General features: G+C 61.9%; 16 protein-coding genes and 1 pseudogene. 4 read left to right on the top strand and 13 right to left on the bottom strand.

Annotated elements, in window-relative coordinates:
- Positions 1-20 precede the first annotated feature (20 nt).
- Together C0Z18_RS22375 and C0Z18_RS22370 are read right to left on the bottom strand one after the other, a co-directional pair.
- Positions 21-638, bottom strand: a complete 618-nt coding sequence (locus tag C0Z18_RS22375; RefSeq protein ID WP_102647631.1) for a glutathione S-transferase family protein — start codon at positions 636-638, stop codon at positions 21-23.
- Between the two features lie 74 nt (positions 639-712).
- Positions 713-1,078: a hypothetical protein gene (locus C0Z18_RS22370; RefSeq protein ID WP_102647630.1), complete on the bottom strand. Its 366-nt coding sequence runs from the start codon at positions 1,076-1,078 to the stop codon at positions 713-715.
- Positions 1,079-1,165: 87 nt separating this feature from the next.
- Here C0Z18_RS22370 and C0Z18_RS22365 point away from each other — a divergent pair, with 87 nt between their 5' ends.
- On the top strand, positions 1,166-1,612 hold the full coding sequence (locus C0Z18_RS22365; RefSeq protein WP_102647629.1) for a MarR family winged helix-turn-helix transcriptional regulator: 447 nt from the start codon (positions 1,166-1,168) through the stop codon (positions 1,610-1,612).
- A gap of 122 nt (positions 1,613-1,734) precedes the next feature.
- On the opposite strand, the gene C0Z18_RS22360 is transcribed toward C0Z18_RS22365, so the two are convergent.
- Positions 1,735-2,832 (bottom strand): aromatic ring-hydroxylating oxygenase subunit alpha, encoded by a 1,098-nt coding sequence (locus tag C0Z18_RS22360; protein WP_102647628.1) that lies wholly within the window; start codon positions 2,830-2,832, stop codon positions 1,735-1,737.
- Positions 2,833-2,982: 150 nt separating this feature from the next.
- Positions 2,983-4,263 carry a DUF3422 family protein gene (locus tag C0Z18_RS22355; RefSeq protein ID WP_102647627.1) on the bottom strand — a complete coding sequence of 427 codons (1,281 nt, stop codon included), beginning with the start codon at positions 4,261-4,263 and terminating at the stop codon, positions 2,983-2,985.
- A gap of 214 nt (positions 4,264-4,477) precedes the next feature.
- Between C0Z18_RS22355 and C0Z18_RS22350 the strand changes: the two genes are divergently transcribed.
- Positions 4,478-5,650, top strand: a complete 1,173-nt coding sequence (locus tag C0Z18_RS22350; protein WP_233217431.1) for a CaiB/BaiF CoA transferase family protein — start codon at positions 4,478-4,480, stop codon at positions 5,648-5,650.
- Between the two features lie 77 nt (positions 5,651-5,727).
- Here C0Z18_RS22350 and C0Z18_RS22345 read toward each other — a convergent pair whose 3' ends face one another.
- Together C0Z18_RS22345 and C0Z18_RS33585 are read right to left on the bottom strand one after the other, a co-directional pair.
- A complete protein-coding gene (locus C0Z18_RS22345; protein WP_146014069.1) occupies positions 5,728-6,051 on the bottom strand; it encodes a hypothetical protein in 324 nt (107 codons plus the stop codon).
- Positions 6,048-6,526, bottom strand: a pseudogene (locus tag C0Z18_RS33585) (divalent metal cation transporter). The gene C0Z18_RS22345 and the pseudogene C0Z18_RS33585 overlap by 4 nt, the downstream one beginning before the upstream one ends.
- Positions 6,527-6,912: 386 nt before the next feature.
- On the opposite strand from C0Z18_RS33585, the gene C0Z18_RS22330 reads away from it, so the two are divergent.
- Positions 6,913-7,572 (top strand): carbonic anhydrase, encoded by a 660-nt coding sequence (locus C0Z18_RS22330; protein ID WP_102647623.1) that lies wholly within the window; start codon positions 6,913-6,915, stop codon positions 7,570-7,572.
- A gap of 70 nt (positions 7,573-7,642) precedes the next feature.
- Here C0Z18_RS22330 and C0Z18_RS22325 read toward each other — a convergent pair whose 3' ends face one another.
- Both C0Z18_RS22325 and C0Z18_RS22320 read right to left on the bottom strand, forming a co-directional pair.
- Positions 7,643-9,238 carry an alkaline phosphatase family protein gene (locus tag C0Z18_RS22325; RefSeq protein WP_408647092.1) on the bottom strand — a complete coding sequence of 532 codons (1,596 nt, stop codon included), beginning with the start codon at positions 9,236-9,238 and terminating at the stop codon, positions 7,643-7,645.
- Positions 9,239-9,432: 194 nt separating this feature from the next.
- A complete protein-coding gene (locus C0Z18_RS22320) occupies positions 9,433-10,404 on the bottom strand; it encodes a LysR substrate-binding domain-containing protein (protein ID WP_102647621.1) in 972 nt (323 codons plus the stop codon).
- A gap of 134 nt (positions 10,405-10,538) precedes the next feature.
- Here C0Z18_RS22320 and C0Z18_RS22315 point away from each other — a divergent pair, with 134 nt between their 5' ends.
- Positions 10,539-11,753 carry an MFS transporter gene (locus C0Z18_RS22315; RefSeq protein WP_102647620.1) on the top strand — a complete coding sequence of 405 codons (1,215 nt, stop codon included), beginning with the start codon at positions 10,539-10,541 and terminating at the stop codon, positions 11,751-11,753.
- A 19-nt stretch (positions 11,754-11,772) separates the two neighbouring features.
- On the opposite strand, the gene cysS is transcribed toward C0Z18_RS22315, so the two are convergent.
- From cysS to glpD, 5 genes are all read right to left on the bottom strand, one after another.
- Positions 11,773-13,182 carry a cysteine--tRNA ligase gene (gene cysS, locus C0Z18_RS22310; RefSeq protein WP_102647619.1) on the bottom strand — a complete coding sequence of 470 codons (1,410 nt, stop codon included), beginning with the start codon at positions 13,180-13,182 and terminating at the stop codon, positions 11,773-11,775.
- A 274-nt stretch (positions 13,183-13,456) separates the two neighbouring features.
- Positions 13,457-13,825 (bottom strand): VOC family protein, encoded by a 369-nt coding sequence (locus C0Z18_RS22305; RefSeq protein ID WP_102647618.1) that lies wholly within the window; start codon positions 13,823-13,825, stop codon positions 13,457-13,459.
- Positions 13,826-13,914: 89 nt separating this feature from the next.
- Positions 13,915-14,658 (bottom strand): SDR family NAD(P)-dependent oxidoreductase, encoded by a 744-nt coding sequence (locus C0Z18_RS22300; RefSeq protein ID WP_102647617.1) that lies wholly within the window; start codon positions 14,656-14,658, stop codon positions 13,915-13,917.
- Between the two features lie 155 nt (positions 14,659-14,813).
- Positions 14,814-16,235, bottom strand: a complete 1,422-nt coding sequence (gene pyk / locus C0Z18_RS22295) for a pyruvate kinase (RefSeq protein WP_102647616.1) — start codon at positions 16,233-16,235, stop codon at positions 14,814-14,816.
- 89 nt (positions 16,236-16,324) lie between these two features.
- Complete coding sequence (gene glpD, locus C0Z18_RS22290; RefSeq protein ID WP_102647615.1) at positions 16,325-17,860, bottom strand: glycerol-3-phosphate dehydrogenase; 1,536 nt, start codon at positions 17,858-17,860, stop codon at positions 16,325-16,327.
- Positions 17,861-18,006 lie beyond the last annotated feature (146 nt).

The following is an 18,006-nucleotide window of genomic DNA, read 5'->3' as shown; positions in this document are numbered from 1 at the left end:
GCAAGACGAAGCGGATGCCATTAAGCCGCTTTGCGTGCCTCGGCGATACGTTGCGGCGCTTCGGGGCGAGCATACAGACGTTCCAGATACGCCTGCAAGCGGGGGAAGTCATCGATCAAATGCACTTCGTTCGCCCAATCGATCAGATAGACCGTCACGCAATCGGCAACCGTAAGCCGATCGCCGACGATGAATTCGCGCCCTTCGAGATGCTTCTCCAGGATCGCGGCCATGGTGGCGAAATCTTCCTTTGCGAGCGCGATGTCGGCCGGTAGGCGTTGATCCGGCGGATAAAGGATCGTATGCCGGGCCATTCTCCATAGCGGCTGCTCGAGTTCGGTCACCGCGAACATCGTCCAGCGATAAACTTGCGCCCGCGCCTCGAGATCCACGGGCATCAGTCCTTCCTCGGGATACTTGTCCGCGAGATACAACACGATCGCCGCCGATTCGGGGATGACGCGATCGCCATCGATCAGCACGGGGACTTTCCCAGCCGGATTGATTCGCAGAAATTCCGGACGCTTATGCTCGCCTTCGAGCAAGTTCACCGACACGTATTCGAAGTCGGCATCGACTTCATTCAATCCCCAAAGCGCGCGTTGCGAGCGCGTCCCGGCAAATCCGTAAAGCTTCATCGCAAACCTCCGAATTGTTCCGGCATGCCCGCTTGCGGGCAGCCAACCTATCGACCGCGGCAATATCGGCCTGCTCACGCGCCGGGGATAGGAAGAATGGGCATGACCTCGACCGATTCGCCCGGGAAAATCGTGAAATGCGGATGCGCTTCGAACATCTTGGCTGCGTCCGCGTGTGAAGCGCTGCGCACGATCGTGAAGGCCGCCAGCGTATTGGACGTATCTTGGATGCCGTGTTCGCCGATCCTCTTCGTTTTGCCGAGCGGACCGCCCATCTCGACGATCGCCCCTTGGTGTTTTTCGACCCATGCTTTCCACGCAGCCATACCCTCTTCTTCCTTGGCGCGCCGTGCTTCATCCGAAAGCGCATTCCACACCTTCATTTGCTTGCTTTCCTTGCTACCCAAAAAAACCGCGAGAAACAGATGTCGATCTTCCATGCGTCCTCCGTCCAGTGGTGGCGGTATCGGTAACGGGTGTCGCCGTCCGGCCTTGACAGAATAGGTTGATATCAACATAATTGCAACATGCCACGCTCGAAAAATCTTTCCTTCGATACGACGCTGATGGTGCGCGATTGCTGCCTGTGTTTGCATCTGCAGCGGGCCGCACGAAATCTCGCACGCATCTTCGACGATGCCTTGCGCCCGCTCGATCTCACGAACGGGCAATTTTCGTTGCTCATGTCGCTCAATCGGCCGCATCCACCGACGATGAAAGACGTGGCCTCGCTATTGGCGATGGATCGCACCACGCTCACGGCCGCGCTCAAGCCGCTCGAGCGGCGCGGCCTCGTGAGGATCGAACAGGATCAGGAGGACAAGCGCGGCCGGCGGCTGAGCTTAACGGCCGACGGCCATCAACTGTTAGCCAAAGCTTTTCCGGTCTGGCAGCGGACGGAAGCGGAAATCGAAAAGCAGTTCGCTACCGATGAAGTGGACCGGTTGCGCCGGCAGCTCTACCAGCTTTCGTAGAGGCGAGCCGCACACGTTGCTGCCGTTTGAGATGTTCGGGGAAGCCGGCGTTCAGGCGCTGTCCGATGACTTGGACGGCCATTGAGCCCGCGAATCACGCGGGCTTCGCCCATCCCGGCCGCCTATCCTTCGCGGATCGGGATCACGGTGCGGCCTCCGCAATTGCGTAGTAGATCCCGCAATTCGTTGATCACCGGAAACACTTCGTGATTCCAGTCGGCGCCTTGCCGGTCGTGCGCCTCCTGCTCGCGCTCGACGATCCAGCGGTCCTCCTTGAAGATGCGCTCGGTGAACCAGACGAGCAGCGGCCAAGCCAGGTCCAGCGCGAATGGAATGCCGGGCCTGCGAATCGACAGCAGGCCGAACGTGCGGTTGGTGCGTTGCTCGACGTCGAGCGGCACGTAGACGATCCAAAGATCCATCACCAGTGTTCCGCTGCCCGAGCGGATTTGGAGTGTTTGGTATGGATAGCCGGTGCGCACCGTCATCACGTCCTGGTCGTTTTGATCGCCATCCTTCTTCGCCGCGCCGAACACGAGCGCTTCGCCGACAGGCTGTTTGCCTTCCATCCGCGCGAACGTGTAGTCCACTTCCACCCAATCGTCACCGCGCCTGCGGCCAAGCGAGCGCGCACGCATCTGTCCCATCTGCCGCCGGTGCAGGAATTGATGGTTCATGTCCATCAGATTCTCGTGCATGAACGAATAGTGGCACTTGACCTCGCGGCCGAAGCGGCGCGTTTTATACGCTTTGTCTTCGACCGAGGGCAGGGTGGGCAACGGCCGCTCGTCGGCCAGCGCAGCGTCGCCCGGAAAGACGAAGATCAAGCCGTACATCTCGCGGCAAGGGTAGGCGCGCACCCCGTTCGGCAGCCGTTCACGGCCCAGGTAAGGGACGTCGACGCACTTGCCGGAACAATCGTAGGTCCAGCCGTGATAACCGCAGCGGATCGATTCGCCGTCGACCACGCCCGCGTGCAGCGGGACTTGCCTGTGCGCGCAACGATCTTCGAGGGCGAACAGCTTGCCGGACTCGGTGCGGGCGAGAACGATGGGATCGCCGGCGAAGCGCACCCCAAGCGTCTTGCCCCGCTTCAGTTCGCTCGACCAAGCGAGTGGATACCAGTGGTCGGGATGGATCGATACACGGCGCAAATCGCGTACCGGCGCGGTTGCGGGCGGTTCGATGGCACTGCTGCATTGCATCGGCATTGCATGCATCCGTGACGCCTCCTTCCATATCGGGAACTGCGGCCGTCCCCGCTAGCGGATACGTCGGCGAACGGGGGATTTGGCGCAGTCTACGCGAAACTCGAGTGCCGATCACTCTCTTAGGCACGGCGTGGGGAGATCGGGAGATTCCCTAGGTGCTCAAGCCGGCGAATCGGCGTGGCCCAGCCGGCGGATGCGAGACGTGAAGAGAACGACGGCCACGACCACGGGAACGATCAGCGCGCCCTCGACGATTTCCGGGTTCAGCGCGATATCGACGGCATGCAACGCGCGAAGGGCCGCCCCCGAGAGATTGAGCACATAGTAGGAGATGGCCGCTACCGATAGACCCTCGACCGCGTGCTGCATACGCAACTGCGTGCGCGCCGTGCGATTCATTCCTTCGAGCAGGGCAGTGGTGTGTTCTTCCTGAGCGAGGTTGACGCGTGTTCGCAGCAGATCGACGGCCCGCGCGACGCGCGTCGCGAACCGCTGGTGCCGCGCCCATACCGAACTGCATGTCTGCATCGCGGGCAACAGGCGGCGCTGCATGAATTCCGCGATCGTCGGAAAGCCCTCGATGCGTTCCTCTCGAAGTTCGGCGATGCGGGCAAGGATAAGCTTCTCGTAAGCGTCCGACGCGCTGAACCGGGTTTCGAGGCCGGCATGCGCCTCCATTTGCCCTGCGAGATGGGTCAGTTCGCGCAAGAGATAGCCATCGTCGTGATCGTGGCCGGGTCGCTCCATGCGTTGCATGAGCGCGGAGAGCGTTTCATCGAGTTTGCCGAGAAACTGGCTATGGCGGCGCGCGTCGGGTAGGGCGAGCAAGGCCATCATCCGATAGGTTTCGATTTCGAATAACCGCTGAATGAGACGACCGGCCTGTGCTTCTCTAAATCCGAGATCAAGGACGAGAAAGCGCGAAAAGTGATCCTCGTGCACTAGCCAGTCGCAATAGACTTCGCCGCCGCTCAGCACCTTGCTGCCGACGAGCACCGGGCCGGGTAAGCGTTCTCGAACCTCCGTTCGCGCTTGTTCCGCCTGTGCGGCGCAGCGAAGTTCCGCGTGCACCGCGACCAACACGCTCTCCTTCAGCAGATCGATCCACGAAGCCGGAAGTTCGCGCATGGCGGCGCCGGAGAATAGTTCGGTTTGCGCGTTGGAGAGAACGAAGGTGAACGTGGAGAACTCGGTGTGCTTCTCCCACTTGATCTGCCAATCGCCTCGCTTGGCTGTGTAGTGATTGTGCGCCGCCGCCGGCGCGGGCAAGCCCATCGCCTTGGCCAAGGCGTCGAGGAGGCGGTCGTGTATTTCTTTGTCGTGCTCGCAGTAGATGGCCAGATGGCTCACCGACGCCGGGCCGTCGATCCGGAGAAAGGGCCGGGCGTGAAGTTCGTTCGAAAGCGGATCTCTAAGAGGATGATTGAGCGCGGAAAACATGAACTTGTCCTGGGCAGCGGAGTATGAATGCGGCAGTGTAGCGTGCCGAATTGACACTACGACCGGCGGTCTGCTTTCCGGATGGGAACGTGCGTGCGTTTTTATCGAAGTTCATCAAACGAACGGCTCGTTGACGCGATCTTCCAAGTAATCCACGATGCGCTGTGCCGCGCTAAAGTTAGCACGCTGGTGTCGCTTTGACGATCGGGATTCAATGAGCGAGAGAACGATGGGTAATGGCAACGGTTTGCCGCTGGACGGTGTGCGTGTAATCGAGTTCACGCATATGGTGATGGGCCCGACGTGCGGCATGATTCTGGCCGATCTCGGCGCGGAGGTCATCAAGATCGAGCCGCCTGGCGGGGACAAGACGCGCAAGCTTCCCGGGCTCGGTATCGGTTTTTTCCGGACGTTCAATCGAAACAAGAAGAGCGTGGTGCTCGATATCCAGACGCGCGAAGGCCAAGCCCAAGCGCGCGAATTGATCGGTGAATGCGATATCGTCCTCGAAAATTTCAGGCCGGGCCTCATGGCACAGGTCGGTCTCGGATACGCCGAGCTATCGCAACGGTTTCCGCGCCTCATCTACGTTTCGCACAAAGGTTTTCTGCCGGGGCCCTATGAAAAGCGTCTGGCCCTCGACGAAGTCGTTCAAATGATGGGCGGACTTTCATATATGACGGGGTTGCCCGGGCGGCCGCTACGTGCCGGGACATCCGTCAACGACATCATGGGCGGCATGTTCGGCGCGATCGGCGTGTTGGCCGCTTTACGCGAGCGAGATCGCACGGGCCATGGTCAAGAAGTGCAAAGCGCGTTGTTCGAAAATTGCGTGTTTCTTAGCGCGCAGCATATGCAGCAGTATGCGATGACGAAGGAACCCCCTCCGCCTATGCCGGCGCGGGTGTCCGCTTGGAGTGTCTACGACGTTTTCACGCTCGCGGACGGCGAGCAATTGTTTATCGGCGCGGTGAGCGACAAGCAATTCGTGACGCTGTGCAGCGCTCTGGGACACCCCGAACTCGCGCAGCGGCCCGAGTATGCGACGAATGCGTCCCGCGTCGAGGTGCGACGTCGGTTGTTGGCCGATTTGGCGGCGATTCTCAAAGATATCCGCGTGGAAGGGTTGATGCCGATCCTGGAAGGATCGGGCATTCCGTACGCGCCGATCGTTCGCCCCGACCAATTGTTCGACGACCCGCATTTGAAGCAAAGCGGCGGCCTCGTCCCGATGCAGACCGATGACGGAGGGACGACGGATGTGGTGCTGCTGCCGCTCACGATGGGAGGGCGGCGCCCCGGGGTTCGACAACCGCTTGCCAAGGTGGGTGAGCATACGAGGGAGATTCTCGCGCGCTTGAAGAGGCGCGTAAGTCCCGATGAGTGAGCTCACTCCGGCCTCGACAATTTCGTCCAACGAATCGGTGCGGCGACTAACCGGTTTAGTTTTTTTTCGCACTACCCTCACGAAAGCACCTCCGATGCGAGCCATGCGAACAGCACGAGACTCATTGCGGCTGCTGCCGCCCAGGTTCCGGCGCGCAGGGTCCAATGCGTTCGTAATTCGCCGACCACGGGCGGCTTTATGCTCAATTGCGCGATCAGGACGATGACGGGTGCGACGGTAGCGCCATTGAATACGGCGCTCAAGTACAGGATACGGACGGGCTCGAAATGAAAGGCGAACAGCGATAGCGCCGCAATCAAACCCACTGCCATCAACGCCAACAGAATCTGCGCTATCCGTCGATCTCGGGTAGCGCCATGCGGCAGGGCGAACGCGCTCACTGCCGCGTTCGCCGCCGAGCCTGCGCGCGCGGGCGCCGCGCAATGCGCATATTGAGCGACTCGACTTCTTGCTCGGCTTGAGAAAACAGCAGATAAGGGCTAATCGTCGTGCCGAGCACGGCCAGCAGCATCTCGAGAAACGCTTTCGACCATTCGAAGTGCGGCACGAAGGACCGCAGCGCAACGCGGTCCCATGGTGTATCGGCGACCCAGGCCACGCCCGCGTACATGAAGAGTCCCACGGCAAGCCACTGCACGATGCGAGCGTAGTGCCGATGTCCATTGCCATGATGTTGCCGACGATGTTCAGCAGGTTGGCCAGCAAGAACCGCGCGACCACGAAATAAAGCACCGGGCGCGCGTCGTGAGCCCTGAGGTTCTCGGTGAGTCCGCGGCCCGTCACAGCCGCGATGTGCGCGGACACGAGCTGCAGCGCCACGACGAACGGATAGGACAGCACGCTCGCCGCAAGCATGGCGTACCCCCATTGCGCGCCCGCTAGGCAATAGGTGGCGATGCCGCTCGGATCGTTGTCCGCGGCCATGCTCGTGAGGCCGGTCCCGGTCCCTGCGGCCCATGAGTGGGATGGCGTCCGATAGGCACTGCGAGTGTCGTTCCCGGTACCGCCGGCGGCGCGCATGCGAGTGAATGAATCGTCGAATGAAAGGGTCCGGTCTTGGACAACCGGCGCGAGGCGTGCAGCAAAGAGCGGGCCCGCAGCCCTGTAGACAAGGGTGACAACGCCGGCGAGCGGACAGGGGGCTTCGCCCATCGGCCCGGTTCGGCGATAATGTCGGCCGCACCGGTACGGCGGCGCATCGCACCGCGTACCTGGATGAAACTCGAATTTGGAGATCAGATATGCGTGACGTGATCGACGGCTTCTTGCGCTTCCAACGCGAGGTCTTCCCGCAACGTGCCGAGCTATTCAAGCAGCTCGCGACAACGCAAAGTCCGAAGGCGCTATTCGTTACCTGCTCGGACAGCCGCGTCGTGCCCGAACTGCTGACGCAGCGCGAGCCGGGCGAACTGTTCGTGATTCGCAACGCGGGGAATATCGTGCCCTCGTACGGCCCTGAGCCCGGCGGCGTGTCGGCTACCGTCGAATATGCCGTGGCGGTGCTCGGCGTACAGGACATCGTCATCTGCGGCCACTCCGATTGCGGCGCAATGGGTGCGATCTCGCGTTGTACGTGCCTGGATCACATGCCGGCCGTCGCGAACTGGCTGCGACATTCCGATGCCGCCAAGGTCATCAACGCCGCGCATGAGTTCGATTCGCCGCGTGCCAAACTCGACGGCCTGGTGCGGGAAAACGTAATCGCCCAATTGGCGAATCTGCGTACGCACCCGTCCGTCGCCCTCGCGCTCGAACAGGGACGCATGAATCTGCATGGGTGGGTGTACGACATCGAGAAGGGCAGCATCGACGCGCTCGATGGGGCGACGAGGCGCTTCGTGTCGCTCGCCGAATCGCCCACCACCGTTGCAGTCGCTTCGCGCAATCGCCCTCAATTGTGACCGCGTTTGAAGTGCGGCTAACTACTACGCACGTGTTGCGAGCGACGTCGTAACGTCGCTCGCCGCTAGCTTATCGATCGCGTTCGAAACCCGGCAGCGCTTCGGTGCCTTCACGCTCCACGGCGTGCAGCCAGTGGGGCTTCAGATCGAGCAGTCGCAAAATCGTGGGCGCGACTTGCGTCGTTTGAACCGGTGCCGCGACCGTGCGGGCATGACGAATGCCTGGCAGCGAGACCAACAAGCCCAAGTGGCTGTCGTCCGGCGCATTGCCGCCGTGCTCTTCATCCTTCTTTTTGCTAGACGAATAGATCACGCCGGGGTTCGGCTGCACGATGATGTCCGGTGTGCGGCCGAGCGCCGGATTGCCGAAGCGGCGCGCGAGACTCGAGCCCGAGAGAATGTACGCTTGCGGCCCGTCCGCGCAGATGCCGGGGGCGTTGCAGCCGAGGTTCGCTTTCAACGTTGCGACCGCCGCATCGACTTGCGACGGATCGCGCAGCCAAATGAGGCCGACGTCGTCGGTCTGCACGAAGCCCGTGCCCACGAGGCCCGAACCGTCGTTCAAATTGCCCGAAGCCGTGTTGTTCTGGCCGAAGTTGCCGGTCGGATCGAGGTAGTTGTTGGCTTCGAGCAGCTTCGTCAGCGTGTCGCCATTCTTGACCAGCTTCGTGTGATCGGTCGGCGATTGCCCGTGCTTGGCCGTCACGATGATGGCCGTGCTCTCGTACAAGTTGCGTTGCTTGAGCGCCTGAACCATCGAGCCGATCGCGGCGTCGGCGTACGTGATCGCGGCGGCCACATCCGGGCCCGGCGTGAAGTCGGCGTCGAGATAGCCGCCTCCCTTGGCGACGGGCGCTTTCTGCGCGACGCTGAGTGTTTGGAAGTTCGTGCCGAACAACGTCGGCACGGCCGCGCTTTGCGTACCCGTCGAATCCTTGCCGTCGATTTCGTTCAGGATCGCTTGCACATGGTAAGCGTCGAACTTTTCGGTGTGCGTGTAGACGTCGCTGTAGTCGCTGTTCGTCGCCGGATCGATCGAGTTGATTTCGGTGCGGGCGAGATCGTCGACGCCGTGGCCCGACGGGCCGTTCAGCCAGTCATAGCCCCACGCGTGCTTGTCGGCCCACGCCGTGCGCGCGGCGGGCATGTGCTGTTTCACGACTTCGAAAATCGTGTTGGTCTTCACGTAGTCGTGCGGATAAACCGGCTTGCACACGCCACCGATGAGCGCGTGCGGGATCGCTTGCGGATTGAACGCGCCGCCGCCGTCGAGGTGGACCAGTGCGCCGCCGTTTTGCGCGTCGATGCCCGTGGTTTCGTCGAACACGACATTCCAGCCCTGCTTGCCCGTGCAATTCGTATCCGAGGGCGCATACAGCGTACGGTCATACGAAACGTCGTAGAAGAGGCCGGCGGTTTTCGGGGAGCCGCCCGTCACGAGGGCCGCGAGGCCGGGGAAGGAATCGGAAAGGCCGGGCGTATGGGCACCGGTGTAGGTGATGCCGGATTGCGCGAGGGACGCTAGATTCGGACAGGTATTGCCGCCGATGCAACGCGCGAGGTCTTGTTCGTGTAGGCCATCGATGCTGATCAACAGCACGTGCTCGACGCGTTTGGCGTCGTGATCGTGGTCGTGATCGCGGCCGGATTCGCTTGCATGCGCCATGTTCTGCACGCCGGCCATCGCGATGACGGCGCTCGCTACCGCCGCGCCCAAGTACGACCACTTTCTGCGTCCTTCCATGTTGTCACCTCATCGTTGTTGAACAGCAATCGGGTGTGCACAAGCCGATGACTGTCTATGACGAATGCGAAACTGTCGTGAAGGTGACCTTTCGGTATGCTGTCGACGCTGTAATGTTATCGACGAACGTTTGTCTTGGACTTGCCGCGAGCCGGGGCTGTTCGATCGGGCGATGCCTTTGCCATGATCCACTTTTTAAATGCGACGACGGCAGCATCCTCGGCGCGTTCGGTATTGACGACCAATGTATAGTCCGGCGCGCGCCATGCAGGCTCCGATAACGGGCATACGAGCCGCCCGGCGGCGATCTCGCGCTCGATCAGGGGGAGCGAGGCCAAGGTCACGCCGAGACCCTCTACCGCTGCGCTCAGTTGCAGGAAGACGTGATCGAAGTCGAGATGGCGGGCGCCCTGCAAGCCTGGCGCTCCGGCTTGCCGCAACCAATCGGCCCAGGCTGCGCGCGTCGTCGTGGAGTGCAGAAGCGTATGGTGTCGCAAGTCGGCGACGCCGGCGATCGGTTTGCTTCGCAGGACGGTTGGACTGCAGGCGGGCAAACGCAAGTCGGGCATCAGCGTGGTGGACGTGAGACCCGCGGCAAGCTCGGGCCCCGAGCGTACGCCGATGTCGAACGCATCGCCGACATAACGTAATTTGCGCGAGGTCGTCGAAACGCGTACGTCGATATCGGGGTAGGCGGTTTGAAAATCCGAGAGGCGCGGTAGGAGCCAATACAAAGCGAAGCTCGGCAGGGCGTTGACGCGCACAACGCCCGCGATACGGCGCGTGATGGATTCCCGGCGCAGTTGCGTAACCGAATGCGTTAGGCGTGCGAATGCGCCGTTGACGTCGTTGAGCAGCGCGGCACCTTGGTCCGTGGGTACGACGCCGCGCGGGCGGCGCTCGAAGAGCGGCACCCCGTACCAGTCTTCCAGCAATCGAATCTGTTTTCCAACGGCCCAGTGCGTAACGTGTAGCGCGTTCGCCGCCGCCGCGAAGCTCCCTAGGCGGGCGACGGCCTCGAAATGCCGCAGCGCATTCAGCGGGGGCAACTTGTCGGCGTCGTTATTCGAGGATGGATGAGTGGTCATGCCGTGACTTTTTTTCCCGGATGACTCAATTTTACGTTGATTGCCGCGCATTCCGCGCGAACCTAGACTACGCAGGTCCCATAACAACACATAGAGCGCCGCACCTGCCGGAGTTTGGGCGACGCGGTTGAACCATGAGCCCTTCTTCTCTTTCCAGCGCGGCGGCGCGCACGGCCGATACGCCCGGTCAACCGAATTCGATTTCGCGTGCGCGCGTATTGTGGCTCTCGTGTCTGGCGCATGCGCTGCACGACGGGTACACCGATATGATCTACGCCTTGCTGCCTGTCTGGCAGGCGGACTTTGGGCTCGGCTACGGTGCGCTCGCCGTATTGCGGGGTTTGTATGCCGGGGCAATGGCGACCTTGCAGTTGCCCGCAGGCCGCCTCGCGGACAAGTTCGGCACGCGCGCAACGCTCGCGTTCGGCACGCTCGTGGCCGCGGCGGGCTATGCCTTCGCTGGAATGACGGGTACTTTGGTTGGCCTGTGCGTCGCGCTCGTTGTCTCGGGAGGCGGCTCGAGCACGCAACATCCATTGGCTTCGGGGGCTGTGTCGCGCGCGTATGGCAGTCAGGCTCGCGGGCCGCTGAGCGTCTACAATTTTTCGGGCGATCTCGGAAAGTCCGTGCTTCCGGCGGCGATTTCGCTGCTGATCACCATCATGCCGTGGCGCCACGCGCTTTGGGCCGTGTCGATCGTCGGCGTGCTCGTTGCGGCCGTCATTGCACTTTTTCTCCCTTCGGTGCCGAGGGACGCGTCGTTTATCGACGAACCGTCATCAGCCAAGCGCAACGGGTCGCACTCCGGTTTCTCTCTGTTGTTCACCATCGGCGTGCTCGACACGGCGGTGCGCATGGGCTTGTTGACCTTTCTTCCCTTCCTCTTGACGGCGAAGGGAATATCGCGGCCGATGATGGGTACGGCGCTCGCGCTCGTCTTCATTGGCGGCGCGGCCGGCAAATTCGCATGTGGCTGGCTCGGTGCGCGCATGGGCGTGATCGGTACCGTGCTGGCCACCGAGGGCGGTACCGCGGCGCTGATTTTTGCGACTATCTTTCTGCCGTTGACGCCGACCCTGATCCTGTTGCCGTTGCTTGGGGTGATGCTCAATGGGACCTCGTCCATCCTCTACGGAACGGTTCCCGAGTTGACTCCGGTCGAGCGGACGGAGCGAGCATTTGCACTGTTCTATACGGGCGTGATTGCGTCGGGCGCGCTTGCTCCGATCGCCTACGGATTTCTGGGCGATCGAATCGGCGCGCCGGGCGCCACTGCCGCGACGGCGATCACGGCGCTGGCAATCTTCCCGTTGGCGATCGCGCTTCGTTCACGTTTGCGCGGAGCGTAAAGGTGCGCGCCGTACACGGCTAGCTGCTGTTTTCGGCCGGGGTCGTTTCCACGCCGATCTCTATCAGCCGTTGGCCATCCTTGCCGTCCTCCACCTTCCAGCCCAGTGCGCTCAGCATTTGACGGAGACGGTCGGCGTTTGCCCAATCCTTTTCCGCTCGCGCGCGCGCACGCTCGTCGAGCAACGCTCGAACGTTTTCGGGTATCTCGGACTCGACCGGCTTCCAGTCGCGCAGCCCAAAGCCCAGTACGGTGTCGAAGCTATCGAAGGTTGCTTTCAACGTCGCGGGCGGCAGATCGCTTTTGACGAGCTCCCAAACGACGGCGAGCGCTCTGGGCAGATTCAGATCTTCGTTGATGTGCGCATCGAATCGCGCGGCGAACTGCGCATCGACCTGGCCCGCGTCGGGCCAACTCGAATACAGATTGCGCAATCGCGTGAGGGCCGTATTGGCCGCGTCGAGCGCTGCCCAATTGAAATTGAGTTTGCTGCGGTAATGAGCCGTCAAGCAGAGATAGCGGTAAGCGAGCGGATCGATGTTGCGGCTCGTCAAGGTCTGAATGCGCAGGAAATCGCCGCTCGACTTCGACATCTTCGTATCGGCATCGAGCGTCAGGAAATGCCCATGCATCCAAAAATTCGCGAGCCGCGTGCCGTGCGCTGCCTCGGTTTGGGCTACCTCGTTGCTGTGATGAACGGCGATATGATCTTCGCCGCCGCAATGGATGTCGAACCAGGTGCCGAGGTATTTCGCCGACATGGCCGAGCACTCGATATGCCATCCCGGGAACCCGCGGCCCCATGGGCTTTCCCATTCCATTTGACGCTTCACGGTGGGTGGGCTGAACTTCCATACGGCAAAATCCGTGACGCTCTTTTTCGCACCCAGCGCGACGCGTTTTCCCGCTTGTAGACCGGCGCGGTCTAGTCGCGCGAGATAGCCGTAGTTGTCTTGCTTACTCGTATCGAAGTAAAGGCCGTCGTCTGTCCGATAGACGTAGCCTGCTCGTTCCAGTTCGCCGATAAAGGCGATTTGCTCGGCGATATGATCGGTCGCGCGACACCATAGCGTGGGCTCGAGCATATTGAGTGCGCGCCAATCGGCGACGAATGCGTCGGTGTAGTGGCGAGCGATGGCCCATGCCGACTCTCCGGTTCGCCGGCTGCCTTTCTCCATCTTGTCTTCGCCTTCGTCGGCGTCGGACGTTAGATGGCCGACATCCGTGATGTTGACGACGTGCCGAACCTGGTAGCCGTTGCGAGTGAGGACTCGGCGCAAGACGTCCTCGAACAGATAGGTCCGTAGATTGCCGATATGCGCATAGTCGTAGACGGTTGGGCCGCAACAATACATACCGACCTGACCGGCGTGAATGGGCGTGAAGGGCCGCACGGAACGCGACCAGGTGTCGTACAGCGCGAGCGGCATCCAGGGTCTCCAATAACGAAAAGGCCGCCGGTTTTTCAACGGGCGGCCAGAAGGTGGTTGCTACGGCGTGTCGCTAATTCGCTAGACGCGGCTTTCCCTCCGGCATGTTCGACAACATGCGCGCGTCGGCGACGTGAAAGGAGAGAAGTGAATAAGCATATGAGCAATGCTAGCGGGAGTGAGTTGGTGCGGTCAATAGCGTAAAAATGGGCTGAAGCACCAGATGTAATAGACGGAATTGTCCGCCGATCGAATCGACTCGTTCGAACTCGGGCTACGCTTCGGCCTTATGACAAACCACTTCGACATTGTGCCCGTCGGGTCCGATGACAAAAGCGGCGTAGTAGTTTGCGTGATATTGCGGGCGCAGCCCGGGGCCGCCATTGTCTTTTCCACCCGCCTCCAGCGCCGCGCGGTAGAACGCATCCACCTGCTCGCGGCGCTCGGCGGCAAACGCCAAATGAAGACGCGAGGGTTTTTCGTCGGTCTTGCCGAGGCACAGCGAGGCTTGACCGTTGGGGCTCATCTCGACCCCTAGCGAGCCCTCCGAAACAATCGCTACGCCGAGCGGAGCGAGGGCCTTCAAGAAAAACGCCTTGCTTGCTTCGTAGTCGCTCACTCCGATTGCAACGTGGTCGAACATGTCTCCTCCATAAAATCATTGGGCCGACGGTGACAGCGAAACGGATGATATTCCAGGGAAAGACTCAGTATCCTTCAAAACCGATGATGCTAGGTAAGGTTCAAACCGCCGTCCGACAGCAATATCTCACCGGTCAGATAGTCCGACGCCACGAGCATCGCAACGGCCTGCGCAATATCCTCGGGGCTAGCGGCCCGGCGCATGGGCGCGCGCTCTTTCCAAAGTCGCTGCGCGTCCGTCCAGTCCGCCGTGAGCGGCGTATCGACGAGGCCGGGCGCCACCGCATTGACACGGATCTCGGGCGCGAGCGAGAGCGCGAGCAAGCGAGTCACGTGATTGAGCGCCGCCTTCGTCGCCGCGTAGGGAATCGATGCGCCTTTCGGCCGAACGCCCGCATGCGAGCTGACGTTGACGACGCAACCGGGCCTTCCGCGTGTGCCGGCTTCGCGCAGCGCCGGCTGCGCGAGCGTAACGAGGCGAAACGGCGCGACGACATTGATTTCGTGAAGCTCGTGCCAGATGGCCGGCGTAGCGGCCGCCATGTCGGCATGCGGTATCACTCGGCTGATGCCCGCGTTGTTCACTAGGACGTCGAGTCGCCCCCAGGCTGCCGTGGCTTCGTCGATGAGACGCGCTCTGTCGTCATCGTTGGCGAGATCGGCTTGCACATACGTGGCGGATTCCAACTCGCGCGCAAAAGCGAGGCCGGCCTCGACGGATTGCTTCGAATGCAGCACAACCGAGAATCCATCCATCGATAATCGCCGCGCGATGGCGGCCCCGATGCCGGACGTGGAGCCGGTGATCAGTGCGACAGGAGGCGAGACTTTCATGAAGGCATGCGTCCGAATTGAGAAGTTCGATCGGACGCATTGTCGACGATTCATTGCTTTATGTCGAACGACGAGCGACTAACGGTAAGACAGTGCAGTCGGTTAAACCGCGAAATAAGTCGTCTCCCCACTCGGATAGCGATCGACGCGATGATTTAAAGAGCAGTCGGCCAGACAACGCGCAGCAGGTTCGTCGATCCCGGCGTGCCGAAGGGCATGCCGGCGGCCACGAGAATCGGTTTGCCCGCGTTCATGAAGCCGTGTACTTGCGCCGTCGCGCTTGCTTTCGAGATCATGTCTTCGGCGGTCTCGGCATCGTCGATCTCGAACGAACTGATGCCCCACGACAACGCCAATTGCCGAGCTACCGCCTGGTTGGGCGTCAAGCTCAGGATGGGCGAGACGGGGCGTTCACGAGCGACGCGCAAGGCAGTCGCACCCGAGGTCGTATAGGTTACGGTGGCGCATACGGGCATCACGCCGGTAATCGTTCGAATCGCCGCGCCGATCGCATCGGTGGTATCGGCGCCGCCCGGGGGCGCCACCGCATGCATCAACTGCCGGTACGACGGATCGGACTCCGTGTGCTCGAGAATGCGATTCATCATCGAGACCGCTTCGATGGGGTATTTGCCCGAGGCCGATTCCGCCGAAAGCATGACCGCGTCGGCGCCGTCATAGACGGCGGTTGCCACGTCGGACGCCTCCGCGCGGGTCGGCGAAGCGGAGTTGACCATTGATTCGAGCATTTGCGTGGCGACGATAACCGGCTTGCCCGCCTCCCGGCACAAGCGAACGATGCGCTTTTGAATCGCCGGGATGGTTTCGGGCGGCAACTCGACGCCGAGATCCCCCCGAGCCACCATGATCGCGTCGGCCGCGTCGATGATCTCTTCGATGCGTTCCACCGCCGAAGGCTTTTCGACCTTGGCGATGAGTTTGGCTCGCGCGCCGATCAATGCGCGCGCTTCATGTAGGTCTTCGGGGCGTTGCACGAACGACAGTGCGATCCAATCGACCCCTTGCGCCAGGCCGAACTCGAGATCTGCTCGGTCTTTTGCGGTGAGCGCGGGCAAGGGCAGGGCGACGCGCGGAACATTGACGCCTTTTCGATCGGAAATCACGCCGCCGACGATCACCCGCGTGACGATCCGCGTCAGCGAAACGTCGGTCACCTCGAAACGCAGCAGGCCGTCGTTGACGAGCAAGATGTCGCCTATGCCCGCCGCGGCGAAGATCTCGGGGTGGGGCAAACATACGCGCTTGCTGTCGCCGGGAGCGGGGTTCTGATCGAAGACGAAGGCCTCGTCCGCGCGCAATTCGGCGCGGCCGGTATCGAACGTTGCGATGCGCAGCTTGGGGCCTTGCAAATCGAGCAGCACGCCGATCGGACGTCCGTTGCGCGCTTCGATGTCCCGAATGAGCCGCAGCCTCGCCGCATGATCTTCGTAAGTGCCGTGGCTGAAATTCAACCGGAAGAGATCGGCGCCCGCTTGATGCAGCGCATCGATGACGGTTTGCGTGGAACTGGCGGGCCCCAAGGTGGCGACGATTTTGGTGGCGCGGTTTCGTGTCATATTAATTAGTAGTGCTAACTGGGAGGAGTCGAGCGATTGCACGCGCCCTTTCACCGCGGGGTGGCCTGCGGTGCGTTGCCGTCGCTAGCTCAAAGCGCCGGTGCGGCGGCGATCGGCTCGGGCGCGAGCCACGCATCGATTTCGCGCTTGGCGGCTTCGAGCTGTCCGGGCTCGATATGCAGCCCGAGTTTCGTACGGCGCCACAGCACGTCTTGCGCGCTGCGTGCCCATTCGACGTCGTGCAGATAGCGCAACTCGGCTTCGTAAAGGCCGGGCGCGAACTCGCGGCCGAGATCCGCGAGCGAGCGTGCGCCGCCTAGCATCGTCTCGGCGCGCGTGCCGTATGCACGCGCGTAGCGCAGTGCCAGCGCGGCCGGCAGCCAGGCATGTCGAGCGGCGAAACGCTTGGCGAACGGCTCGAAGTGCGCGTCGTCGATGTCGCCGCCGGGCAATGGCGCTGCCGCGGTCCAAGCCGGGGCTCGATGTTCGAGCGCGTGCGTCAACGTATCGACGGCTTCCTCCGCAAGCTTACGAAAGGTCGTGATCTTGCCGCCGAACACCGACAAGAGGGGCGCCTCATTCGGCCCCGCTTCGAGTTCGAGCTTGTAATCGCGCGTGGCGGCGGAGGGGTTGTCGGTCCCTTCCTCTTGCAATAGCGGACGCACACCCGAGTAGGTCCAACAGACGTCGCGCGGCGAGATGTGCCGCTTGAAGTAGCGATTGATCGACTCGCACAGGTAGCGGGTTTCCGCATCGTCGATCGCGACTTTGGCCGGATCGCTCGGATATTCGACGTCGGTCGTGCCGATCAGCGTGAACTCGTGTTCGTACGGAATGGCGAAGATGATCCGCTTATCGGGGTTTTGGAAAATATAAGCGTGATCGTGCTCGAACAGGCGCCGCGTGACGATATGGCTGCCTTTCACGAGCCGAATGCCGTGCTGTGCTCGACGGCCCAAGGCGCCGGTCAGCAACTCGCCTACCCAGGGCCCCGCCGCATTCGCGATGGCGCGTGCGCGGACCTCGATCGTGGTGCCGTCGGCACGGCGCAACTGCGCGAGCCATCGGCCGCCGTTGCGCGTTGCCTTCACGAGCTTCGTGCGCGTGAGGACTTTGGCGCCGCGCTCGCTCGCATCGAGCGCGTTGAGGACGACGAGCCGAGCGTCGTCGACCCAGCCGTCGGAGTAGACGAAGCCGCGCTTGATGGAGTCGACGAGCGGCGTGCCCGCCGGATGACGGCGCATGTCGATTCCGCGTGAACCGGCCAGGCGTTTGCGCCGGGCGAGGTGGTCGTACAGGAACAAGCCCGTTCGAATCAACCAAGCCGGGCGCAGGTTCGGCATATGCGGCATCACGAAGCGCAGCGGCCGAATGATGTGCGGGGCGGCCGCAAGCAACGTCTCGCGCTCCTGCAGCGCCTTACGCACCAGTCCGAACTCGCGGTATTCCAGGTAGCGCAGGCCGCCATGGATCAGCTTCGTGCTCGACGACGACGTATGCGCCGCGAGGTCGTCCTGCTCGCAAAGCAGCACCGATAGCCCGCGACCGGCGGCGTCGCGGGCAATGCCCGCCCCGTTGATGCCGCCGCCGACGACGAGCAGATCCACTACCTCCGTTGCACACATTGAACGTCTCCTGATCGAATTCGCGCGCGAAAAGCCGTTTCGCGAATGTTACCGAAAAAAATCGAACATTGGAATTTCGAAAACGAACATTTTAGGCATTCGATATGTCCCTGTTTCGATGTAACACGAGGCGCGGAGGGGCGGAT

The organism is Trinickia dabaoshanensis (assembly GCF_002879885.1).
GTDB classification, from domain to species: domain Bacteria; phylum Pseudomonadota; class Gammaproteobacteria; order Burkholderiales; family Burkholderiaceae; genus Trinickia; species Trinickia dabaoshanensis.
This window is presented reverse-complemented; position numbering and strand designations above follow the sequence as displayed.